The organism is Paraburkholderia sp. SSBN10T, assembly GCF_056619545.1.
Genome location: NZ_JBWQQI010000002.1, coordinates 93,297 through 110,547, shown reverse-complemented (window position 1 = coordinate 110,547; position 17,251 = coordinate 93,297). Strand labels below are relative to the sequence as shown.

At 64.2% G+C, this 17,251-nt stretch carries 17 protein-coding genes and 1 pseudogene; 6 read left to right on the top strand and 12 right to left on the bottom strand.

What is annotated here, in order from left to right:
* Window positions 1-74 precede the first annotated feature (74 nt).
* The gene (locus tag AC1ECK_RS03110) at window positions 75-959 is read right to left on the bottom strand and encodes a lipid A biosynthesis lauroyl acyltransferase (protein ID WP_480315765.1); all 885 of its coding nucleotides are present in this window, start codon (window positions 957-959) and stop codon (window positions 75-77) included.
* A 278-nt stretch (window positions 960-1,237) separates the two neighbouring features.
* Between AC1ECK_RS03110 and metK the strand changes: the two genes are divergently transcribed.
* Window positions 1,238-2,425, top strand: a complete 1,188-nt coding sequence (gene metK, locus AC1ECK_RS03105; RefSeq protein ID WP_480315763.1) for a methionine adenosyltransferase — start codon at window positions 1,238-1,240, stop codon at window positions 2,423-2,425.
* A gap of 101 nt (window positions 2,426-2,526) precedes the next feature.
* Here the strand turns inward: metK and AC1ECK_RS03100 are convergent, their stop codons facing one another.
* Window positions 2,527-2,880, bottom strand: a complete 354-nt coding sequence (locus AC1ECK_RS03100) for a hypothetical protein (protein WP_480315761.1) — start codon at window positions 2,878-2,880, stop codon at window positions 2,527-2,529.
* Window positions 2,881-3,348: 468 nt separating this feature from the next.
* Here AC1ECK_RS03100 and AC1ECK_RS03095 point away from each other — a divergent pair, with 468 nt between their 5' ends.
* A complete protein-coding gene (locus AC1ECK_RS03095) occupies window positions 3,349-4,119 on the top strand; it encodes a phytanoyl-CoA dioxygenase family protein (RefSeq protein WP_480315759.1) in 771 nt (256 codons plus the stop codon).
* Window positions 4,120-4,236: 117 nt separating this feature from the next.
* Here AC1ECK_RS03095 and AC1ECK_RS03090 read toward each other — a convergent pair whose 3' ends face one another.
* The gene (locus AC1ECK_RS03090) at window positions 4,237-4,443 is read right to left on the bottom strand and encodes a DUF3185 family protein (RefSeq protein ID WP_480315757.1); all 207 of its coding nucleotides are present in this window, start codon (window positions 4,441-4,443) and stop codon (window positions 4,237-4,239) included.
* Between the two features lie 279 nt (window positions 4,444-4,722).
* Between AC1ECK_RS03090 and mgrA the strand changes: the two genes are divergently transcribed.
* Together mgrA and AC1ECK_RS03080 are read left to right on the top strand one after the other, a co-directional pair.
* Window positions 4,723-5,766: an L-glyceraldehyde 3-phosphate reductase gene (mgrA, locus tag AC1ECK_RS03085; RefSeq protein ID WP_480315755.1), complete on the top strand. Its 1,044-nt coding sequence runs from the start codon at window positions 4,723-4,725 to the stop codon at window positions 5,764-5,766.
* Window positions 5,767-5,932: 166 nt separating this feature from the next.
* Window positions 5,933-6,946 (top strand): fatty acid desaturase, encoded by a 1,014-nt coding sequence (locus AC1ECK_RS03080; RefSeq protein WP_480315753.1) that lies wholly within the window; start codon window positions 5,933-5,935, stop codon window positions 6,944-6,946.
* A 43-nt stretch (window positions 6,947-6,989) separates the two neighbouring features.
* Here the strand turns inward: AC1ECK_RS03080 and AC1ECK_RS03075 are convergent, their stop codons facing one another.
* Window positions 6,990-7,175: a hypothetical protein gene (locus tag AC1ECK_RS03075; RefSeq protein ID WP_429266243.1), complete on the bottom strand. Its 186-nt coding sequence runs from the start codon at window positions 7,173-7,175 to the stop codon at window positions 6,990-6,992.
* A 578-nt stretch (window positions 7,176-7,753) separates the two neighbouring features.
* On the opposite strand from AC1ECK_RS03075, the gene AC1ECK_RS03070 reads away from it, so the two are divergent.
* Together AC1ECK_RS03070 and AC1ECK_RS03065 are read left to right on the top strand one after the other, a co-directional pair.
* Window positions 7,754-7,966 carry a hypothetical protein gene (locus AC1ECK_RS03070; RefSeq protein WP_480315750.1) on the top strand — a complete coding sequence of 71 codons (213 nt, stop codon included), beginning with the start codon at window positions 7,754-7,756 and terminating at the stop codon, window positions 7,964-7,966.
* Between the two features lie 70 nt (window positions 7,967-8,036).
* Entirely contained in the window at window positions 8,037-9,065 is a 1,029-nt protein-coding gene (locus tag AC1ECK_RS03065; RefSeq protein ID WP_480315748.1) for a serine/threonine protein kinase, read from the top strand.
* 184 nt (window positions 9,066-9,249) lie between these two features.
* Here the strand turns inward: AC1ECK_RS03065 and AC1ECK_RS03060 are convergent, their stop codons facing one another.
* The 8 genes and pseudogenes from AC1ECK_RS03060 to AC1ECK_RS03025 all read right to left on the bottom strand — a co-directional run bounded on the left by AC1ECK_RS03060 (window position 9,250) and on the right by AC1ECK_RS03025 (window position 17,245).
* Window positions 9,250-9,549, bottom strand: coding sequence for a helix-turn-helix domain-containing protein (locus tag AC1ECK_RS03060; RefSeq protein WP_480315746.1), 300 nt, complete (start codon window positions 9,547-9,549; stop codon window positions 9,250-9,252).
* An 85-nt stretch (window positions 9,550-9,634) separates the two neighbouring features.
* Window positions 9,635-9,940: pseudogene (locus AC1ECK_RS03055) on the bottom strand (type II toxin-antitoxin system RelE/ParE family toxin); the annotation flags it as partial.
* Window positions 9,941-10,247: 307 nt separating this feature from the next.
* Window positions 10,248-11,270, bottom strand: coding sequence for an XdhC family protein (locus AC1ECK_RS03050; RefSeq protein WP_480315744.1), 1,023 nt, complete (start codon window positions 11,268-11,270; stop codon window positions 10,248-10,250).
* Window positions 11,243-11,818, bottom strand: a complete 576-nt coding sequence (locus AC1ECK_RS03045) for an SRPBCC family protein (protein ID WP_480315742.1) — start codon at window positions 11,816-11,818, stop codon at window positions 11,243-11,245. The genes AC1ECK_RS03050 and AC1ECK_RS03045 overlap by 28 nt, the downstream gene beginning before the upstream one ends.
* The gene (locus AC1ECK_RS03040; protein ID WP_480315740.1) at window positions 11,809-13,128 is read right to left on the bottom strand and encodes a vWA domain-containing protein; all 1,320 of its coding nucleotides are present in this window, start codon (window positions 13,126-13,128) and stop codon (window positions 11,809-11,811) included. The genes AC1ECK_RS03045 and AC1ECK_RS03040 overlap by 10 nt, the downstream gene beginning before the upstream one ends.
* Before the next feature lie 5 nt (window positions 13,129-13,133).
* Window positions 13,134-14,021, bottom strand: coding sequence for an AAA family ATPase (locus AC1ECK_RS03035; protein ID WP_480315738.1), 888 nt, complete (start codon window positions 14,019-14,021; stop codon window positions 13,134-13,136).
* Window positions 14,022-14,050: 29 nt separating this feature from the next.
* Complete coding sequence (locus tag AC1ECK_RS03030) at window positions 14,051-14,848, bottom strand: FAD binding domain-containing protein (RefSeq protein WP_480315736.1); 798 nt, start codon at window positions 14,846-14,848, stop codon at window positions 14,051-14,053.
* A 15-nt stretch (window positions 14,849-14,863) separates the two neighbouring features.
* On the bottom strand, window positions 14,864-17,245 hold the full coding sequence (locus tag AC1ECK_RS03025) for a xanthine dehydrogenase family protein molybdopterin-binding subunit (RefSeq protein WP_480315734.1): 2,382 nt from the start codon (window positions 17,243-17,245) through the stop codon (window positions 14,864-14,866).
* Window positions 17,246-17,251 lie beyond the last annotated feature (6 nt).

Sequence of the window (17,251 nt, the reverse complement as noted above, 5' to 3'; positions counted from 1 at the left end):
GCACGCAGGTGCGCCGAACGGCGTTCTTATGATGTTGCGATTGCGAATTTTCTACGCTGCGGCAGGGCGTTGCCTCAATAGACGCTCGGCTCGCCCGGCGGACGCGTCTTGAAGCGTTTGTGGACCCAATAATACTGTTCCGGCATAGGAGGAATCTGTTCTTCGAGGAACGCGTTCATGCGGCGTGCATCGGCCTCGTCGTCGCCCGTGGGATAGTGGTCCCATGGCTTGAACACCTTGAGGCGGTAGCCCTTGTAGTTCGGCAGCACCTCGCCGATGAACGGCACCACCTGCGCGTTGCCCACTTTGGCGAGCCGTCCGACAGCCGTCAGCGTGCAGGCCGGCACGCCAAAAAACGGCACAAAGGCCGAGTTGCGCATACCGTAATCCATGTCGGCGCCGAGCATCACCGGCTTCTTGTCGCGCAGCCAGCGCAACACGATGCGCGCGCTGTCGGCGCGGCTCGCCATGTCCGCGCCGAAGCGGGCTCGCGCCGCCTTGGCGACTTCCTCGAGTTCGGGGTTCGACATCGGCTGATACAGCGAGCCGCATTGCCGCTTCAATGAATAGTTGAGGAAGATCGAACCCGCCTCGATGCCGACGAAGTGAAAACCGAGAAACAGCGTGGGCGGCAGATTGGGATCGGTGAGGTCGATCGCGCTGTCGAGCTGGATCAGCTTTTCCAGCTTCTTCGCCGAGCCGAACCACTGCACGCTGCGCTCCAGATAGCTTCGGATGGCGTGGCGGAAGTGTTTCTGTGCGACGTCCTTGCGGCGTTCGTCGTTCCACTCGGGGAAGCACAGCTTCAGGTTGATATGGACGATACGCTTGCGCCCGCTAGGGATCTGATACAGCAGCCAGCCGAGGCCATCGCCGATGCGGGCGATCAGGCCGTATGGCAACAATGCAAACAGTTTCAGCAAGCCGATGGCGAGTTTGGCTCCGAAGCGGCTCAGCATGCGGCCGCTCCGCGGCGGGCACCTGAAGACGCAACGCTCAAGTAAACCGAAAACGAGTCGAAATACAACACGCGTGGGTACTCTGTGACAAATGTAGGAAGTCGCTATAATAAGGGCTTCGCCGAGTTAATAGACAACTTGCGGGGCGAAGCTGTCAGGCGCAATCCACGTGATTTGCGCCGAACAGTCAGGAAATCCGCTAAAGCGTCGCCGCTTCAGGCTCCCGAAGCTGGCTACGTGAAACTCTCAACCGTAACCACATAACAGGAGTCTGCAACGTGGCAAACGACTATCTCTTCACCTCGGAATCCGTTTCCGAAGGCCATCCCGACAAGGTCGCAGACCAGATTTCGGACGCAATTCTCGACGCGATCCTGGCCCAGGACAAATATTCGCGCGTCGCCGCTGAGACGCTGTGCAACACGGGTCTGGTCGTGCTGGCCGGTGAAATCACCACCGCCGCGAACGTCGACTACATCCAGGTCGCACGCAACACGATCAAGCGCATCGGCTACGACAACACCGATTACGGCATCGACTACCGCGGTTGCGCGGTGCTGGTCGCGTACGACAAGCAGTCGCCGGACATCGCCCAGGGCGTCGACCGCGCACACGACAACAACCTCGATCAGGGCGCCGGCGACCAGGGCCTGATGTTCGGTTACGCGTGTGAAGAAACCCCGGAACTGATGCCGCTGCCGATCCACCTGTCGCACCGTCTGGTCGAGCGCCAGGCGAACCTGCGCCGCGACGGCCGCCTGCCCTGGCTGCGCCCGGATGCGAAGTCGCAGGTTACCGTGCGCTACGTCGACGGCAAGCCGCACGCAATCGACACTGTGGTGCTGTCCACGCAGCATTCGCCGGACATCGAGCTGGCCACGCTGCGCGAAGCCGTGATCGAAGAAGTCATCAAGCCGACGCTGCCGGCTGAACTGATCAAGGGCGACATCAAATTCCTGGTCAACCCGACGGGGCGTTTCGTGATTGGCGGTCCGCAAGGCGATTGCGGCCTGACGGGCCGCAAGATCATCGTCGACACGTACGGCGGCGCGGCTCCCCATGGTGGCGGCGCGTTCTCGGGCAAGGATCCGTCGAAGGTCGACCGTTCGGCTGCCTACGCCGGCCGCTATGTCGCGAAGAATATCGTGGCCGCCGGTCTGGCCTCGCGCTGCCTGATTCAGGTGTCGTATGCAATCGGCGTGGCTCAGCCGACCTCGGTGATGGTCAACACGTTCGGCACGGGCCGCGTCTCGGATGCGACGATCACGCGCCTCGTGCAGGAACACTTCGACCTGCGTCCGAAGGGCATCATCCAGATGCTGGATCTGCTGCGTCCGATCTACGAGAAGAGCGCGGCTTACGGCCACTTCGGCCGCGAAGAGCCGGAATTCACGTGGGAAGCGACGGACAAGGCGCTGGCTCTGGCTGAAGCCGCAGGTACCGAGCCGGTGGCTGCGCTCGCGTAAGTAAGCGGATTCGATTGGTCCTACGAAAAACCCCCGCCCGGCGTTAAGCCGGGCGGGGGTTTTTTTCAATCGCGCCCATTACAACGTGCTGTTCCTCTGCTTCAGCGACTCGCGAAGCCGAACCAGCCCTCGCTGTTCGCCGCCATCCGGCGCGGCCGCCGACTGGCGGCATAGCGGACGCTCGGCGCTTGCGTCGTCAATGCGCGCAGCGGCGTCGGTTTGCGCAACAGCGTGCGCAGCGAAAAGCGGCGCGAGCCGGCTTGCGTGCGCAGCGCCGTAAAGAAGGTCTGAAACCAGGTACGGATGCCATCCACGGGCTTGGCCTCGCGCCATTGCCCGGCGAGTGCACGCGTGCGAGTGGCATGGTGACGCAGCGCGCGCACCACATGGCGGCGCGCGGGACGTGCCGCTTTCAGCGCGGCGCGGGTAAGGCGGGTACTCAGGAGTGTGTGCATGGCTTCAAAGGTGGGCGACGGGCCGCGCGGAGGAGGTGCTGCAAAAACACGCAGCAAGCATGCCAGCGGGGGCGACTCGCAGACCCGGAGACTGACCGGGAGTGGCGGCAACGGCAGCGGTTGGCCGTGCGCAAAGGAAGACAGCGGGAATTACGATCAACATGACTGCAGGCTACACGCGAATCGTGACGACCGAAAGTCGGTTTTAACCCGGGCGCTTACGGGTTTTTACGGGGCAGATCGCCGCTTGAACGGGGGCGAATCGGACCCTTGACGGTCGATTGCTGTGCAGTTTCGCCCCTGCGAAGTGCACTCGCTCGGGCGCGCGCTACTGGCTGGAAAAGGGGGTATGGCCGGCAGTGTCCGCGGCCGCTTTGATGCGAGGCAAGAGGGGCCGGATTCGCACGCACGGGGATCGCGTACGTTTTACAATCGGGGATCGGCCAGCAGAAGGTAACGGAATACCCCATGTCAGTTCAGTTAGTTCACTCCAAGAAAGAACAGGTTCAGATGTTGCGGGAACAGGGTTTCGTCGTGGTGCCGGGGCTGGTTTCGCCCGAACGCTGCGAAGAACTGAAGCAGATTGCGCAGCGGCAGCTCGAGGAGGCGGCCGCGCCGATCGAGTTCGAGGCGGATCTGCGCTATCCGGGCGCGCCGGAATCGAAGCACGCGCCGGGCGGCCATACGGTGCGGCGCCTGCTCGACGCGTATGCACGTCATCCGCGCTTTGCCGAGTGGGCGACGGCGCCGGAAATCCGTGGCTGGATGGAGACCTATTTCGGTGAAGAGCCGCGCCTTTCGCGTGCGCACCACAATTGCATGATGACCAAGCATCCTGCCTATGGCAGCCTGACCGGCTGGCATCGCGATGCGCGTTATTGGTCGTTCGAGCGAGACGATCTGGTTTCCGTGTGGCTCGCACTCGGTCCGGAAACCGCGGATAACGGTGCGCTGTGGCTCGTGCCGCAATCGCATAGTGCGACCTTCACGTCCGAGCGTTTCGACGCAGCGAAGTTTTTCCGCTCCGATTTGCCCGAGAACCAGGCGCTGATCCAGACCGCGGTATCCCCGGAACTGAAGGCGGGCGATGTGGTGTTCTTCCACTGCAACACGCTGCATTCGGCCGGCAAGAATCTCAGCGAAGCGGTGAAGTTCTCGCTCGTGTACACGTATCACGGCGCTAGCAACGTGCCGCTGCCGGGCTCGCGCTCCGCTTCGAAGCCCGAAGTGGCGTTCTGATTGTGATAGAGCGACGGGCGCCGCCCGTCGCTCTACGGCGCTAGCCTGTCACCGCCCGGTGGTCGTAGCTTGTCTACCCCTCCCACTAACTGCGGGATGCGCGCCCACCCACTTGCTCTAACGCTTGCCGCCTGAAGTCGCCAGGCCGATCAGGCCCGCGAGCGTGGCGACCACGCCGCCCACAATCAGCATGATGGCCTTGTTGGTCGGCGAGCCGGTGAATACACGCGACACCTCGCTGCTAAACGAATGAAACGCCTGGCCGCCGAAATACAGCAGCACCACGCCGCCGACAATCAATGCGAGCGAAATCGCTTTGGTCATGAACGTCCTCTGGTTCCACGCAATATGGTTGCGTCATCCTGTCAAATAGCCAACGCAGTGTAGGGGAACGCGATGCTCGCGTCCATGCTGCGTCGGCGCGGGCCCGGACGGGCCGCTTTGCGTCCTGCATAATGGGTGCCTGCAAGCCTTTCGACGATTGGCTAAGATACTTACCTCGTCTTACCCCGCACTGAACCGCACGCGGCCGCGCAGCATCGGCAATCGGCTTGCGCGGCGGCCCCGCGACCTTTCCTGTCGTTCTCATCAAGGATTCAAGCAATGGCTTACGAAGCAGCTTCAGCACGCTATTCGGACATGCAATACCGCGTTTGCGGCAAGTCGGGTCTCAAACTGCCGGCGCTCTCGCTGGGTCTGTGGCATAACTTCGGCGACACGACGCCGCTCTCCACGCAGCGCGAGATTCTGCGCACGGCCTTCGATCTCGGCATCACGCACTTCGATCTGGCCAACAACTACGGGCCGCCGTATGGCAGCGCCGAGACGAATTTCGGGCGTCTGTTCAAGGACGATTTCAAGCCGTACCGCGACGAACTGCTGATCTCGTCGAAGGCCGGGTGGGACATGTGGCCGGGTCCGTACGGCCAGGGCGGCGGCTCGCGCAAGTACATACTCGCGAGTCTCGATCAGAGCCTGCAACGCATGGGGCTCGACTACGTGGACATCTTCTATTCGCACCGCTTCGACGCCGACACGCCGCTTGAAGAAACCGCCGGCGCGCTGGCGAGCGCAGTGCAACAGGGCAAGGCGCTCTATATCGGCATTTCGTCGTATTCGGCCGCCAAGACCCGCGAAATGGCCCAACTGCTGGCGCAATACAAGGTGCCGCTGCTGATTCACCAGCCTGCTTACAACATGCTCAACCGTTGGGTCGAACACGAACTGCTCGACACTCTCGACGAACTCGGTACGGGCAGCATTGCCTTCACGCCGCTCGCACAAGGCTTGCTGACCGGCAAGTACCTGAACGGCGTGCCCGAAGACGCTCGCGTCAACAAGCCGGGTGGCGGCTCGCTGAAGCAGGACCACCTGAGCGCGCAGAACATCGAGCACGTGCGCAAGCTCAACGAGATTGCCCAGCGCCGCGGTCAGAGTCTTGCGCAAATGGCGCTCGCCTGGACACTGCGCGGCGGACGCATCACCTCAGCGCTGATCGGCGCCAGTAAGGCTGAGCAGGTGCGTGAGAACGTCGGTGCGCTGAAGAACCTCGAGTTCTCGAAGGAGGACCTGGCGGAGATCGACCGCTATGCGACCGAGGGCGGCATCAACCTGTGGGAAAAGCCGTCGACCGATCAGGCCATCTGATGGGCTAATTTCGCAGCCAACGCTGGATCAGGAAAGCCGCCGTAAGGCGGCTTTCCTTTATGGGCATCGGTGCTGTATCACGCGCCGTTACACGAGCAACACCATTCTTCCCGCTGTCATACAGCGCTGCTAACGTCGCGGGCGATGTCGTCTCGACGGAGGGAAGATGGACCCACGCACGGCCACCCAGGCCGGCCCGGCAACGCGAACCACGGTGCATGAACGAAGTGCGCCTAAACGTGCTGCCATCGACTTACGCGCCAATCTCACGCTGCTGGTTGTCGTCACCGTTGCGACAGCGCTGCAGCTCTTCGGGCTGCCCATCCTGTTGCGGGCGTGGGGCCTTCCGGCGCTGTTGCTGATCGTGCCGCTGGTCGCGCTCACGCCTACGCACTGGGGCTTGATTCACGAGGCGATTCACGGACAACTGTTTGCCCGGCGTCAACTGAACGAGGGCATGGCACGGGTGCTCGCGATTTCGTTCGCGCTGCCGTTCGATGCCGTACGCTTCGGACACCTGATGCATCATCGCTTTACGCGTGAGCCGTTCGACCGGCCCGATGTGCTCGATGCGGGGCGGCCCGCCTGGCGCGTGCGGCTCAGCTATTACGGACGTTTGTTAGGCGGCCTGTATGCGGGCGAACTGGTGGTGCCGCTGCTCGCTTTTGCACCGCGCGAGGCCGTGCGTTCGCTCGTGGCGCGCGCGATCGGCGCGGACGGCCCGCTTGGCGCCGATGTGCAGCGTCTTTTCAGCAACTTCGCGGCTGACCCCGCGCGACGCGCGCGCATCCGCCGCGACTGGCTATTGACGCTCGCACTGTTCGCGCTGGCCTTCTATCTGTACGGGACATGGTGGCCAGTACTGGCCGTGACGATGTATTTACGGGGCGTATGGCTGTCGCTTGCCGATAACCTGCCGCATCATGGCGTGGGACTCGACGAGCCGGGACGCTCGCGCAACTTTCGCGTGGCGCGGGCATGGCAAGGTGTGCTGATGAACCACCACCTGCACCGCTTGCATCATCAGCATCCGACGTTGCCGTGGACAGCTCTTCCCGCGCTCGATGCGCTCGAGCGGGAAATGCACGGCCACGCAGATGCGTCGGCCGAACCCGCCTACTTTCGCAGCGCGCTGCGTCAGTTCAGGGGACCGGGCGCGCTCGATGCGGCAGCGCCTTAAGGCGTGGCCAACCGCAGCGGCAACCGTAGCCGCTGCTGCGGGGTTAGACGAGCGCCGGTAGTCCTTCCACCAGCAGGACCGCGACCCCCACTCCCATTAACGCGCCGATCAAGCGAAACAGGTTGTGCCTGAACTCCGTTTTGCAGGGCAGGGCGCCGACAAACAGCGCGCCGGCTAGCGCCATCGGGATGATCAGGATGAAATCGGCGATCGTAAAGTAGGTCGTCATGCTCGTCTCCTTATGGGGTGTTCGCCGTGGCAGCGCCGTAGTTTTAAGGTTGATCCGGCTGCCAAGCTTGTTTCGAGTATAGGCGACGGTTAGGGCAGTGTCTGTGTCGATTGCGGCGCTGCGGCGGTGCGCCGCCGCTGCCGCAAGGCTTGCCCGGCGCGGTTCTCCAACGTCTCGCGACAAGCCGGCGCAATGCCGGTTCGTCTGGCGTTTGCTTACATGTGCCTTTCTGGTGCGCTTGCGCCACGCATGAAACCGGTACGCAACAGCCGCCCATGTTTTCGATACATCGTTCGGCAAGGTTTATGATGGCCCCATGGTCATGCGTTACAGTAAAGCCAGCGGCTCGAAATGTGCCGCCTTTTAGCGGGCGAATTCGTTGAAGTGCAGGGCCATGTGCCCTTACTTTGCGCTTCCCCTAAACCGGTAAAACGGCAACAATGAACTGAACCACCGCCGCGTGCGACGCGGAGCAATTCAGGTGCGTTCGCAACGTGTTCGGCGAAGCGGCGCTTTTTATCATCACCTCGACCGGCACGATCGTCAGATAGCCGGCAATGGGAGAACGGGGAAATATCATGCAAGTCGGTTCTATCGTGCGATCCGTGCATATCGCCGTGCCGCAGGGCGCGCGCGGGATCGTCATGCGCATTCTGGGCGACATGGCGATGGTGGCGTGGTATGCCGGCGAGCCCGGCACGTCGCCGCAACTGAATACGGAACCCTTTTTCCTCGAAGACCTGATCGATACGGGCGATCTGGTGCGCCCGACCAGTGCGCAGATTCATTGAACGTGGCGCATGAACCGCGTGTGTGGCCGTGACGCTCGTCTTTGAGGGCGGCGCAGCGCACAATGCGGGCATGAACCACGAAACTGACGATCCGCAGGACGGCGCCAGCGGCGCCGTGCCTTTTGCCCGGCTCACGCCGGAATGTGTGCTGGACGCTATCGACAGCGTCCTGAGCACGGTCGGCGTGCGTACCGATGGGCGCATGCTGCCGCTCAACAGCTACGAAAACCGCGTCTATCAGATTGGCGTCGAGGACGGCCCACCCGTCGTTGCGAAGTTCTACCGGCCCGAGCGCTGGACGGACGAGGCGATTCTCGAAGAGCATGCGTTTGTGGCCGAACTCGCAGAACGCGAAATCCCGGCGGTGCCGGCGCGCGTCTTCGAAGGCCGCAGCTTGCATGCTTTCGACGGCTTTCGCTTCTCGATCTTCGAGCGGCGCGGCGGCCGCGCTCCCGATCTGGACCGGCGCGACACGCTCGAATGGCTTGGCCGCTTCATCGGCCGCATCCACGCCGTGGGCCAGACCCAGGACTATACGGCGCGGCCGACTCTCGACATCCAGACTTTCGGCTACGAACCTCGCGACTTCCTGCTGGCGCAGCGCTTCGTTCCTGACGACGTGCGCACCGCCTGGGAAACCGTGGTGAATCTTGCGCTGGAAGGCGTCGAGCGCGCGTTCGAGCGAGCCGGCGAGGTCCGCGCTATACGCATGCACGGCGATTGCCATCCGAGCAACGTGTTGTGGACCGATGCCGGCCCGCACTTCGTCGACTTCGACGATAGCCGCATGGGACCGGCGGTGCAGGATCTGTGGCTGCTCTTGCCGGGCGAGCGGGCGGAAGCATCGCGTGCGCTGGCCGATCTGCTCGCCGGGTACGAAGACTTCTGCGAGTTCGAGCCGCGCGAACTGCATCTGGTCGAAGCCTTGCGCACGCTGCGGCTGATTCATTACCAGGCATGGCTGGCGCGCCGCTGGGACGATCCGGCGTTTCCCGTGGCGTTTCCGTGGTTCAACACGCAGCGCTATTGGGAAGACCGCATCCTCGAGATGCGCGAGCAGCTTGGTGCGATGCAGGAAGGGCCGCTCTGGCCGGTTTGACGGTTGGCCTCGGGCATATCGAGCACGCGGAAATTGACTGGCAGCGCAATGCGCGCGTGCTCATGCAATTCAAGGTTGCGGTGGTGGCGGCAGTGGCGTGCGGGTTGACGTGACGTAACGTAAGGACGGGGCCCGTGCGCGGGCTCCGGGCGCGTTACCGCGCATCTGGTTTGGCCGCCGGGACTCAGGCCGCTGTGTCCTTCGCGGCAGATGCTGAGCCCAACGAACTGATTTTCACATCGCGATCCGGGAAGCGCGCGATCATGATCAATTCAGCACCCAACGCGTGAATGTGGTCACGCAGCGTGGAGACATACATATCCGTTCGCTGCTCGAGTTTGGCGATGCTCGGTTGCTTCACGTTCATCAGGCTGGCCAGCTCTTCCTGCGAGAGGCCCAGCGCACGGCGCAATTCGGCCAGCGCCATTTCTGCGATCAGATCTTTGGCTCCTCGCTCCGCCCGGGCTCGCGCTTCGGGCGACATCTTTGCCTGCAATTCCGAGTACTTTCTCACCATCATTGACTCCTTCTTGATCTAGCCGCGCCAGATGCGCACCATATAACGCATCAGCACGCGGGATATTGACTGCATACCAGCGATCTTTGCCGGTCTTGTCGCCACCGAGCAGCAGGATGCCGGTGCGCAGCGGGTCGAATATGTACAGCACGCGGAATGGTCTGCCTGCGTGCTGGATTCGCAATTCGCGCATGCGGCTGTATTTCGACCCCTTGACCTGGCTACTGTGTGGGTAAGGCAGGTGGGGACCGACGTTGATCAGCAACCGAACCCCTTTGTCGACCGATTCCTGCTCGCTCTCCGTCAAACTTTCCCACCACGCACCGAAAAGATCGGTGTATTCGATGTCCCAACTCATGATGAATATAACCTCAAAGGAATATTCCGTCAAAGGAATAATTGTCAATTTGTGTGCACAAGACGCCGAGGCCGGAAACGACATCAAAGCGCCTCGTCCAGCGAACGCGTGTGCGGCGCTACGAACGAGCCGTGCATGAGGTCATGCTAGGGATTTGAGGGAGAGTTACCAGTCAGCCGAACGGCTAACGCTAAAGAGGAATGCGAAATAAATGGAGAAGTCAAACGGTGAAGAAATGAAGCTCGGAGCCGGCGTTTCGGGCAGCGCATAGGGACGCCGCCCGCCGCTCGTCACGCCACCAAAACCACTACACGCTACAAGCTGCCCCGCCGCTTGCCGCAATTTCCCGCGCCGCCTTAGCGCCTTCGACCTGCAGCAAGGTCGGCAAGGAAACGCCGTTCTTCGCCGCCGTCACTTCCGCCAGAATCGACACCGCGATTTCCGGAGGCGTCCGGCTGCCGATATAGATTCCCACCGGCCCATGAAGCCGCGCCAGTTCGGCATCGTTCAGGTCGAACTCCTTGAGCCGTTCGCGCCGCGCCGCGTTGTTGCGCCGCGAACCCAGCGCGCCCACGTAGAACGCAGGCGTCTTCAAGGCCTCCATCAGCGCGAGGTCATCGAGTTTCGGATCGTGTGTCAGCGCAATCACCGCGCAGCGTTCGTCGAGCTTCATGTCGAGCACCGTGTCGTCCGGCATGGTGCGCACGATTTTCGTGCCGGGCACGTCCCACTCGTCGGTGTACTCTTCGCGCGGATCGCAGACGGTCACCTGATAGTCGAGGCCAACCGCAATATGGCAGAGATAACGCGACAATTGTCCCGCGCCGATCACGAGCATCCGATAGCGCGGCCCGTGGATCGTCAGCAGACGCTCGCCGTCGAAGTCGACGCCGTCGGTGGCCTGGGCAGGGCCGAGCTGCACGACGCCGGTTGCCATATCCACGCGCCGCGCGAGCAGGCGGCCGTCTTCGACCGCCTCGCACAGTTCGGCGATGCCGCTTTGCTTGCCGAGCGGTTCGAGCACCAACTGGATCGTGCCGCCGCAGGGCAAGCCGAAGCGATGCGCTTCCTCGGCAGAGATGCCGTACTTGACCGTCTCCGGCACGGCCTGCTCGATGCCGCGTTGCCGTACCCGTTCGATCAGATCGTCTTCGATGCAGCCGCCCGAGACCGATCCCACCACGAGGCCGTCCTCGCGCACGGCCAGCATGGCGCCTTCGGGGCGTGGCGACGAGCCCCACGTCTTGACCACCGTCACCAGTAGCGCGCGATGTCCCTGCTCGATCCAGCGTGCACTGGACTTCAGGACTTCGAGATCCACGCTGTCCATGATTTCTTCCCTTTCGCTTGAGCGGCGCCGGATTCGGGGTCCGCGCCCTCGGTTGAGGCTGTTTCGGTTGCGGCCGCGGCATCGGCGCCGGCTGCTGTTTCTCCCTCACCGATCAGTTGCGCGTTGAAGCGTCTGAAAAATTCGCCGGCCAGTTTGCGCGCCGCGCCGTCGACGAGCCGCGAGCCGATTTGCGCCAGCTTGCCGCCCACCTGCGCGCTCGCCGTGTAGGTCAGTTTAGTGGCGTCGGCGCCTAGCGCTTCGAGCCTGACGCGCGCGCTGCCCTTGCCGAAGCCGGCCACCCCGCCTTGACCTTCGAAGACGATGGTGTAGGTTTGCGGCGCATCGATATCGGTCAACAGCATACGCCCTTTGAAGCGGGCCTTCACGGGACCGACCGCTGCGCTCATGGACAACGCAAACGCGTTTTCGCCGTCCGCCTCGATGCTCTCGCAGCCTGGAATCGAGCCGCGCAGGATCTCGGTGTCGTTCAGCGCTTCCCACGTGCGCTGCTGGGAGACGGGCAGCGTGTAGCTTTCGGTCAATTCCATCTGGGGGCTCCGGCTGGTATTGGTATTCCGTTCGATGTCGCGGTGAGAGTGGCGCGGGGCGCGCGCGTCAGTTGCGCCAGGTCGCGGCCGAATGCAGCAAGGCTATCGAGATTATGGACCGGGCGATGGGCGTCGACATACGGCAGGATCGCCTGCACGCCGCGGGCTTTCGGCGCGAAGCCGCTATACCTCAACAGCGGGTTCAACCAGACGATGCGGTGCGCGAAGCGGCGCAGACGGGCCATCTCGGTGTCCAGCACGTCGATGGCCTCGTGATCGAGACCGTCCGTGACGAGCAGCACGGTTGCCCTGCCGGTCAGCACGCGGCGTGCCCAGCGCCGGTTGAACTCGGCGAGCGCTGCGCCAATGCGCGTGCCGCCCGACCAGTCCACCACCTGATCGGTGAGCGTGGCGATCGCCACATCGGGGTCGCGCTCGCGCAGCGCGCGCGTCGCGTTGCTCAGACGTGTGCCGAACAGGAAGACCTGCAGCCGTTCGCGCGACTGCAACAAGGCATGGCAGAAATACAGTACGGCGCGCGAGTACGCGCTCATCGAGCCGGAGATGTCGAGCAGCAGCACGAGCGGCGGCTTGCGCTCGACTACGGCGCGGTATTTCCACACGGTCCAGTCGCCGCCCGAGCGCACCGCGTGACGGGCGCTGGCGCGCAGATCCGCGTGAGTGCCGCGCGAGGCGGCCTTCAGGCGCCGGGTCGGTTCGGTGGCGAGCGGCAGGCGCTGGCCGCGGATCACGTGACGCAGGGTGCGCCATTCGTCGGCGCTGAGCGTGTCGAAGTCACGGTGGCGCAGGCGCTCTTCGGCGCTGAAGGTGACGTGGGCGTGCAATTCGTGCTGCTCGGTTTCATGGGCGGCGTGAGCGTTGCGCGAAGCGGGCGGACGCGCCGCAAGCGCATCGGCGAGGCGGTTGTTGCGCTTCGGCGGCGGCAGGCCGTTACGGACCTTCGGCAACAGTAGCGCGCGCAGCTTGCCCTCCCAGTCGGGATCGCGCCAGAACAGGTTGAAGGCGGCGTTGAAGATCTCGTGTTCGTCGGGCGCTGAGACGAGCAGGGCGGCGAGCGCGGCGCGGACGTCGTCGCGCCGCCCGAGGTCGATCCACTGCAAGGCCGCGAGAGCGTCGACGGCCTGCGCCGGCGACATCGGCAGGCCCGCGCCGCGTAGCACGCGCACGAAGTGGACGACGTTGTGCGCGAGCGTGGACGGTGTAGCCGCGGCCGCGCCCGGGGGACAACCTGCGGCGTTCCCGGCGCCCAAACCCTTCGTCGCCGGATTATCGTCAGGAGTGCATTGCATCGCCGTTACTCCGGCATCGCCAGGCACTGCGCGATCTGCGCCGCGTCGATCCGTGCCAGATCGTCCTGGTACTTGAGCAGCACGCCGAGCGTGTCCTGCACCGATTGCGGATCGAGCTCGGTGACGCTCAATGCGGCCAGCGCGCGGCACCAGTCAATGGTTTCCGCAATTCCCGGCGCCTTGAACAGATCCATCCCGCGCAACCGATGCACGAAATCGACCGCACGCCGTTGCAGTTCCGCGCTGGTTTGCGGCGCGCGGGCCGCGACAATCGCCAGTTCGCGGTCCCGCTCCGGATAGCCGATCCATTGATACAGGCAGCGGCGCTTCAACGCGTCGTGCACTTCGCGCGTGCGGTTCGAGGTCATCACGACGAGCGGCGGCTGATCCGCGCACACCGTGCCGTATTCCGGAATCGACACCTGGAAATCCGACAGCAGCTCGAGCAGAAACGCTTCGAACGGTTCGTCGGCGCGGTCGATCTCGTCGATCAGCAGCACGCGGCGCGCGCCAGGATGCTGTTCGTCGGGCATCAGCGCCTGCAACAGCGGACGCTTGAGCAGGAATTCGCTGCGGTACAGCGTATCGTTGCTGGGCCGCTCGCCGGCGGCTTCCGCGAGCCGCAGCGCCATGATCTGGCGCGGGTAGTCCCACTCGTAGAGCGCGCTGGCCGTATCGAGCCCTTCGTAGCATTGCAGCCGCAGCATCGACGTGCCGAGCAGGCCCGCCGCGGCCTTGGCCAGTTCGGTCTTGCCGACCCCAGGCTCGCCTTCGACGAACAATGGCCGTTCCATGCGCAGCGCGAGGAATAGCGCAGTCGCCAGTTCGCGGTTCGCGAAATAGCCTTGGGCGGCGAGCTGGGCGAGGGTGTCGTCGATTGAAGCGGGCTGCATGATCCTCCCGAAGCCGTGCGGCCCCCGCACTAACCGTTCGCGGCCGCCACCGCCCGTGCCGCCAGCACCGGTATCAGATGTGCCCGGTACTCGGCGCTCGCGTGCATATCGGTGTTGAGCTCATCTGCGGATATCGTCACCGCTCGCGCGGCCGCCGGCGTGAAGTCCGCTGTCAGCGCGCGCTCCAGCTCCGTCGCACGAAATACCGAGGCCGCCGCGCCTGTCACCGCCACCCGCACCCCGTCCGCGTGTTTCGCGACGAACACCCCGACCAGCGCAAAGTGCGAAGCCGGATTGTTGAATTTCTCGTAGGCGCTGCGCTCGGCCACCGGAAACTCCACGGCGGTGATCAGTTCGTCCGGAGCGAGCGCGGTCTCGTACATGCCGACAAAGAAGTCGTCAGCCGCGATGCGGCGCCGGTCCGTGACGATCGTCGCGCCCAACGCCAACGCCGCCGCCGGGTAGCAGGCGGCAGGGTCGTTGTTCGCGAGCGACCCGCCAAGCGTGCCGAGCGCGCGCACCTGGCGATCACCGATATGGCTCGCGAGGCCGGCAAGTCCCGGCAAGACCCGGCGGATCTCGGCGTGCTCGGCGACATCCGCATGGCAGACCGCCGCGCCGACCGTCACCGTGCCGGCATCGACGCGGATCTCCCTGAGCGCGGCGATGCGCGTGATGTCGATCAGTCTGGAGGGCTGAGCGAGGCGCAGGCGCATCGTCGGCAGCAGGCTCTGGCCACCGGCGAGGAATTTGGCTTCGCTGTCGCCGGCGAGCGCTGCGACCGCCGCTTTCGGATCGGCCGCGCGTTGATAGTCGAATGCGTACATATCGGCTTGCTCCGTTCAGGGTTGTTGCGCAGCGCGGATCGCGGACCATACGCGATGCGGCGTAGCGGGCATTTGCAGATCCTTCACGCCGAGCGGCGCGAGGGCGTCGAGAATCGCGTTGATCACCGCGGGTGGTGAGCCGATCGCCCCCGCTTCGCCGCAGCCTTTCACGCCGAGCGGATTGTGCGTGCACGGCGTGCCCTTGGCGGTTTCCACGGTGAAGCTCGGCAGGTCGGAGGCGCGCGGCATCGCGTAGTCCATGTACGAGCCGGTCAGCAACTGACCGCTCTCGTTGTCGTACACGCAACGTTCGAGCAGCGCCTGACCGATGCCCTGGCCGAGGCCGCCATGTACCTGGCCTTCGACGATCATCGGGTTGATCACGTTGCCGAAATCGTCGACGGCGGTGAACTGCTGGATGCGGGATTCGCCGGTATCCGGGTCCACCTCCACTTCGCAGATGTAGGCGCCGGCCGGATAGGTGAAGTTGCTCGGGTCGTAGAACGCGCTTTCGTCGAGACCTGGTTCGAGCTTGTCGAGCGGATAGTTGTGCGGCACGTAGGCGGCGAGCGAAATATCGGCGAAGGCCTTGGTTCTGTCCGTGCCGGCGACGCGGAACACGCCGTCCTTGAACTCGATGTCTTCTGCCGACGCCTCCAGCAGGTGCGCGGCGATCTTCTTCGCTTTCGCCTCGATCTTGTCGAGCGCCTTCATGATCGCCGAGCCGCCCACCGCGATCGAGCGCGAGCCGTACGTGCCCATGCCGAACGGAATGCGTCCGGTGTCGCCGTGCACGATTTCGACATTGGCCAGAGGAATGCCGAGCCGGTCCGCCACCACCTGGGCAAACGTCGTCTCATGGCCCTGGCCGTGGCTATGCGAGCCGGTGAATACCGTCACCGAACCGGTCGGATGCACGCGAACCTCACCCGCTTCGAACAGGCCGGCCCGTGCGCCGAGCGCGCCCGCGATGTTCGACGGTGCGAGTCCGCAGGCTTCGATGTAGCACGAGTAGCCGAGGCCGCGCCGCTTGCCGTTTTGCTCCGACGCCTGTCTACGGGCCGCGAAGCCCTTGACGTCGGCGAGTTCCAGCGCGCGGGCGAGACAGGTTTCGTAATCGCCGGTGTCGTAGGTGAGGCCGACCGGCGTCGCATAAGGGAACGAGCGAATGAAGTTGCGGCGGCGAATCTCCGCCGGATCGAGCTTCATCTCGCGCGCGGCGGTTTCGACCAGCCGCTCGACCACGTAGGTGGCTTCGGGGCGCCCGGCGCCGCGATAGGCATCCACGGGGACCGTGTTGGTGAAGACCGCCTTCACCTCGGCGTAGATCGCGGGCGTCGCATACTGGCCGGCCAGCAGCGTCGCGTAGAGGATGGTCGGCACGCTCGAAGCGAAGGTCGAGAGATACGCGCCCATGTTGGCGATGGTGTGCACGCGCATGGCGAGGAATTTGCCGTCGGCGTCCATCGCCAGTTCGGCTTTCGTCACATGGTCGCGGCCATGCGCGTCGGATACGAAGGCCTCCGAACGTTCGGCCGTCCACTTCACCGGCCGGCGGATTTTCTTCGACGCCCAGGTGAGCGCGACATCTTCGGCGTACAGAAAGATCTTCGAGCCGAAGCCGCCGCCGACATCCGGCGCAATCACGCGCAGCTTCGATTCCGGCAGCGATAGCACGAAGGCCGCCATCAGCAGCCGCTCGACGTGCGGATTCTGGTTCGCCACGTACACCGTGTAGCTGTCGTCCTGCGCCGACCAGCTCGCATTGACCGCACGCGGTTCGATGGCGTTCGGGATCAGGCGGTTGTTGACGATATCGAGCGTCGTGACGTGCGCCGCTTTGGCGAAGGCGGCATCGGTCGCGGCCTTGTCGCCGTGGCCCCACGTGTAGCAGACGTTGTCCGGCACTTCGTCGTGCACGGCGGGCTGGCCGGGGTCGGCCGCATGCGCGGTGTCCACCACGGCGGGCAGCACGTCGTAGTCCACTTCGATCAGCTCGGCCGCGTCTTTCGCGGCTTTCACCGAATCGGCGATCACCAGCGCCACCTGGTCGCCGACATGGCGTGCCTTGGTATGCGCGATCACCGGATGCGGCGGTTCGTTCATCGGCTTGCCGTCGACGCTGTGGATCAGCCAGCCGCAAGGCAGGCCGCCGACGCTGTCGGCGGCCATGTCGGCGCCGGTGAAAATCGCCACGACGCCGGGCGACTGCTTCGCCGCGGCCGTATCGATGCTCTTGATCCGCGCATGCGCGTACGGCGAGCGCAGGAACACGGCGTAGGTTTGCTGGGGCAGGACGACATCGTCGGTGTACTGACCGTTGCCGGTCAGGAACCGGTAGTCTTCCTTGCGCTGGACAGAAGCGCCAATCAGCGGATGCGGGTCGGGTGCGTTCATCGTCGG

Coding starts and splice junctions, on each gene's coding strand:
- AC1ECK_RS03110 (WP_480315765.1), bottom strand. CDS start 959: ATGCTGAGCCGCTTCGGAGCCAAACTCGCCATCGGCTTGCTGAAACTG.
- AC1ECK_RS03100 (WP_480315761.1), bottom strand. CDS start 2,880: ATGCACACACTCCTGAGTACCCGCCTTACCCGCGCCGCGCTGAAAGCG.
- AC1ECK_RS03095 (WP_480315759.1), top strand. CDS start 3,349: ATGTCAGTTCAGTTAGTTCACTCCAAGAAAGAACAGGTTCAGATGTTG.
- AC1ECK_RS03090 (WP_480315757.1), bottom strand. CDS start 4,443: ATGACCAAAGCGATTTCGCTCGCATTGATTGTCGGCGGCGTGGTGCTG.
- mgrA (WP_480315755.1), top strand. CDS start 4,723: ATGGCTTACGAAGCAGCTTCAGCACGCTATTCGGACATGCAATACCGC.
- AC1ECK_RS03080 (WP_480315753.1), top strand. CDS start 5,933: ATGGACCCACGCACGGCCACCCAGGCCGGCCCGGCAACGCGAACCACG.
- AC1ECK_RS03075 (WP_429266243.1), bottom strand. CDS start 7,175: ATGACGACCTACTTTACGATCGCCGATTTCATCCTGATCATCCCGATG.
- AC1ECK_RS03070 (WP_480315750.1), top strand. CDS start 7,754: ATGCAAGTCGGTTCTATCGTGCGATCCGTGCATATCGCCGTGCCGCAG.
- AC1ECK_RS03065 (WP_480315748.1), top strand. CDS start 8,037: ATGAACCACGAAACTGACGATCCGCAGGACGGCGCCAGCGGCGCCGTG.
- AC1ECK_RS03060 (WP_480315746.1), bottom strand. CDS start 9,549: ATGTCGCCCGAAGCGCGAGCCCGGGCGGAGCGAGGAGCCAAAGATCTG.
- AC1ECK_RS03050 (WP_480315744.1), bottom strand. CDS start 11,270: ATGGACAGCGTGGATCTCGAAGTCCTGAAGTCCAGTGCACGCTGGATC.
- AC1ECK_RS03045 (WP_480315742.1), bottom strand. CDS start 11,818: ATGGAATTGACCGAAAGCTACACGCTGCCCGTCTCCCAGCAGCGCACG.
- AC1ECK_RS03040 (WP_480315740.1), bottom strand. CDS start 13,128: ATGCAATGCACTCCTGACGATAATCCGGCGACGAAGGGTTTGGGCGCC.
- AC1ECK_RS03035 (WP_480315738.1), bottom strand. CDS start 14,021: ATGCAGCCCGCTTCAATCGACGACACCCTCGCCCAGCTCGCCGCCCAA.
- AC1ECK_RS03030 (WP_480315736.1), bottom strand. CDS start 14,848: ATGTACGCATTCGACTATCAACGCGCGGCCGATCCGAAAGCGGCGGTC.
- AC1ECK_RS03025 (WP_480315734.1), bottom strand. CDS start 17,245: ATGAACGCACCCGACCCGCATCCGCTGATTGGCGCTTCTGTCCAGCGC.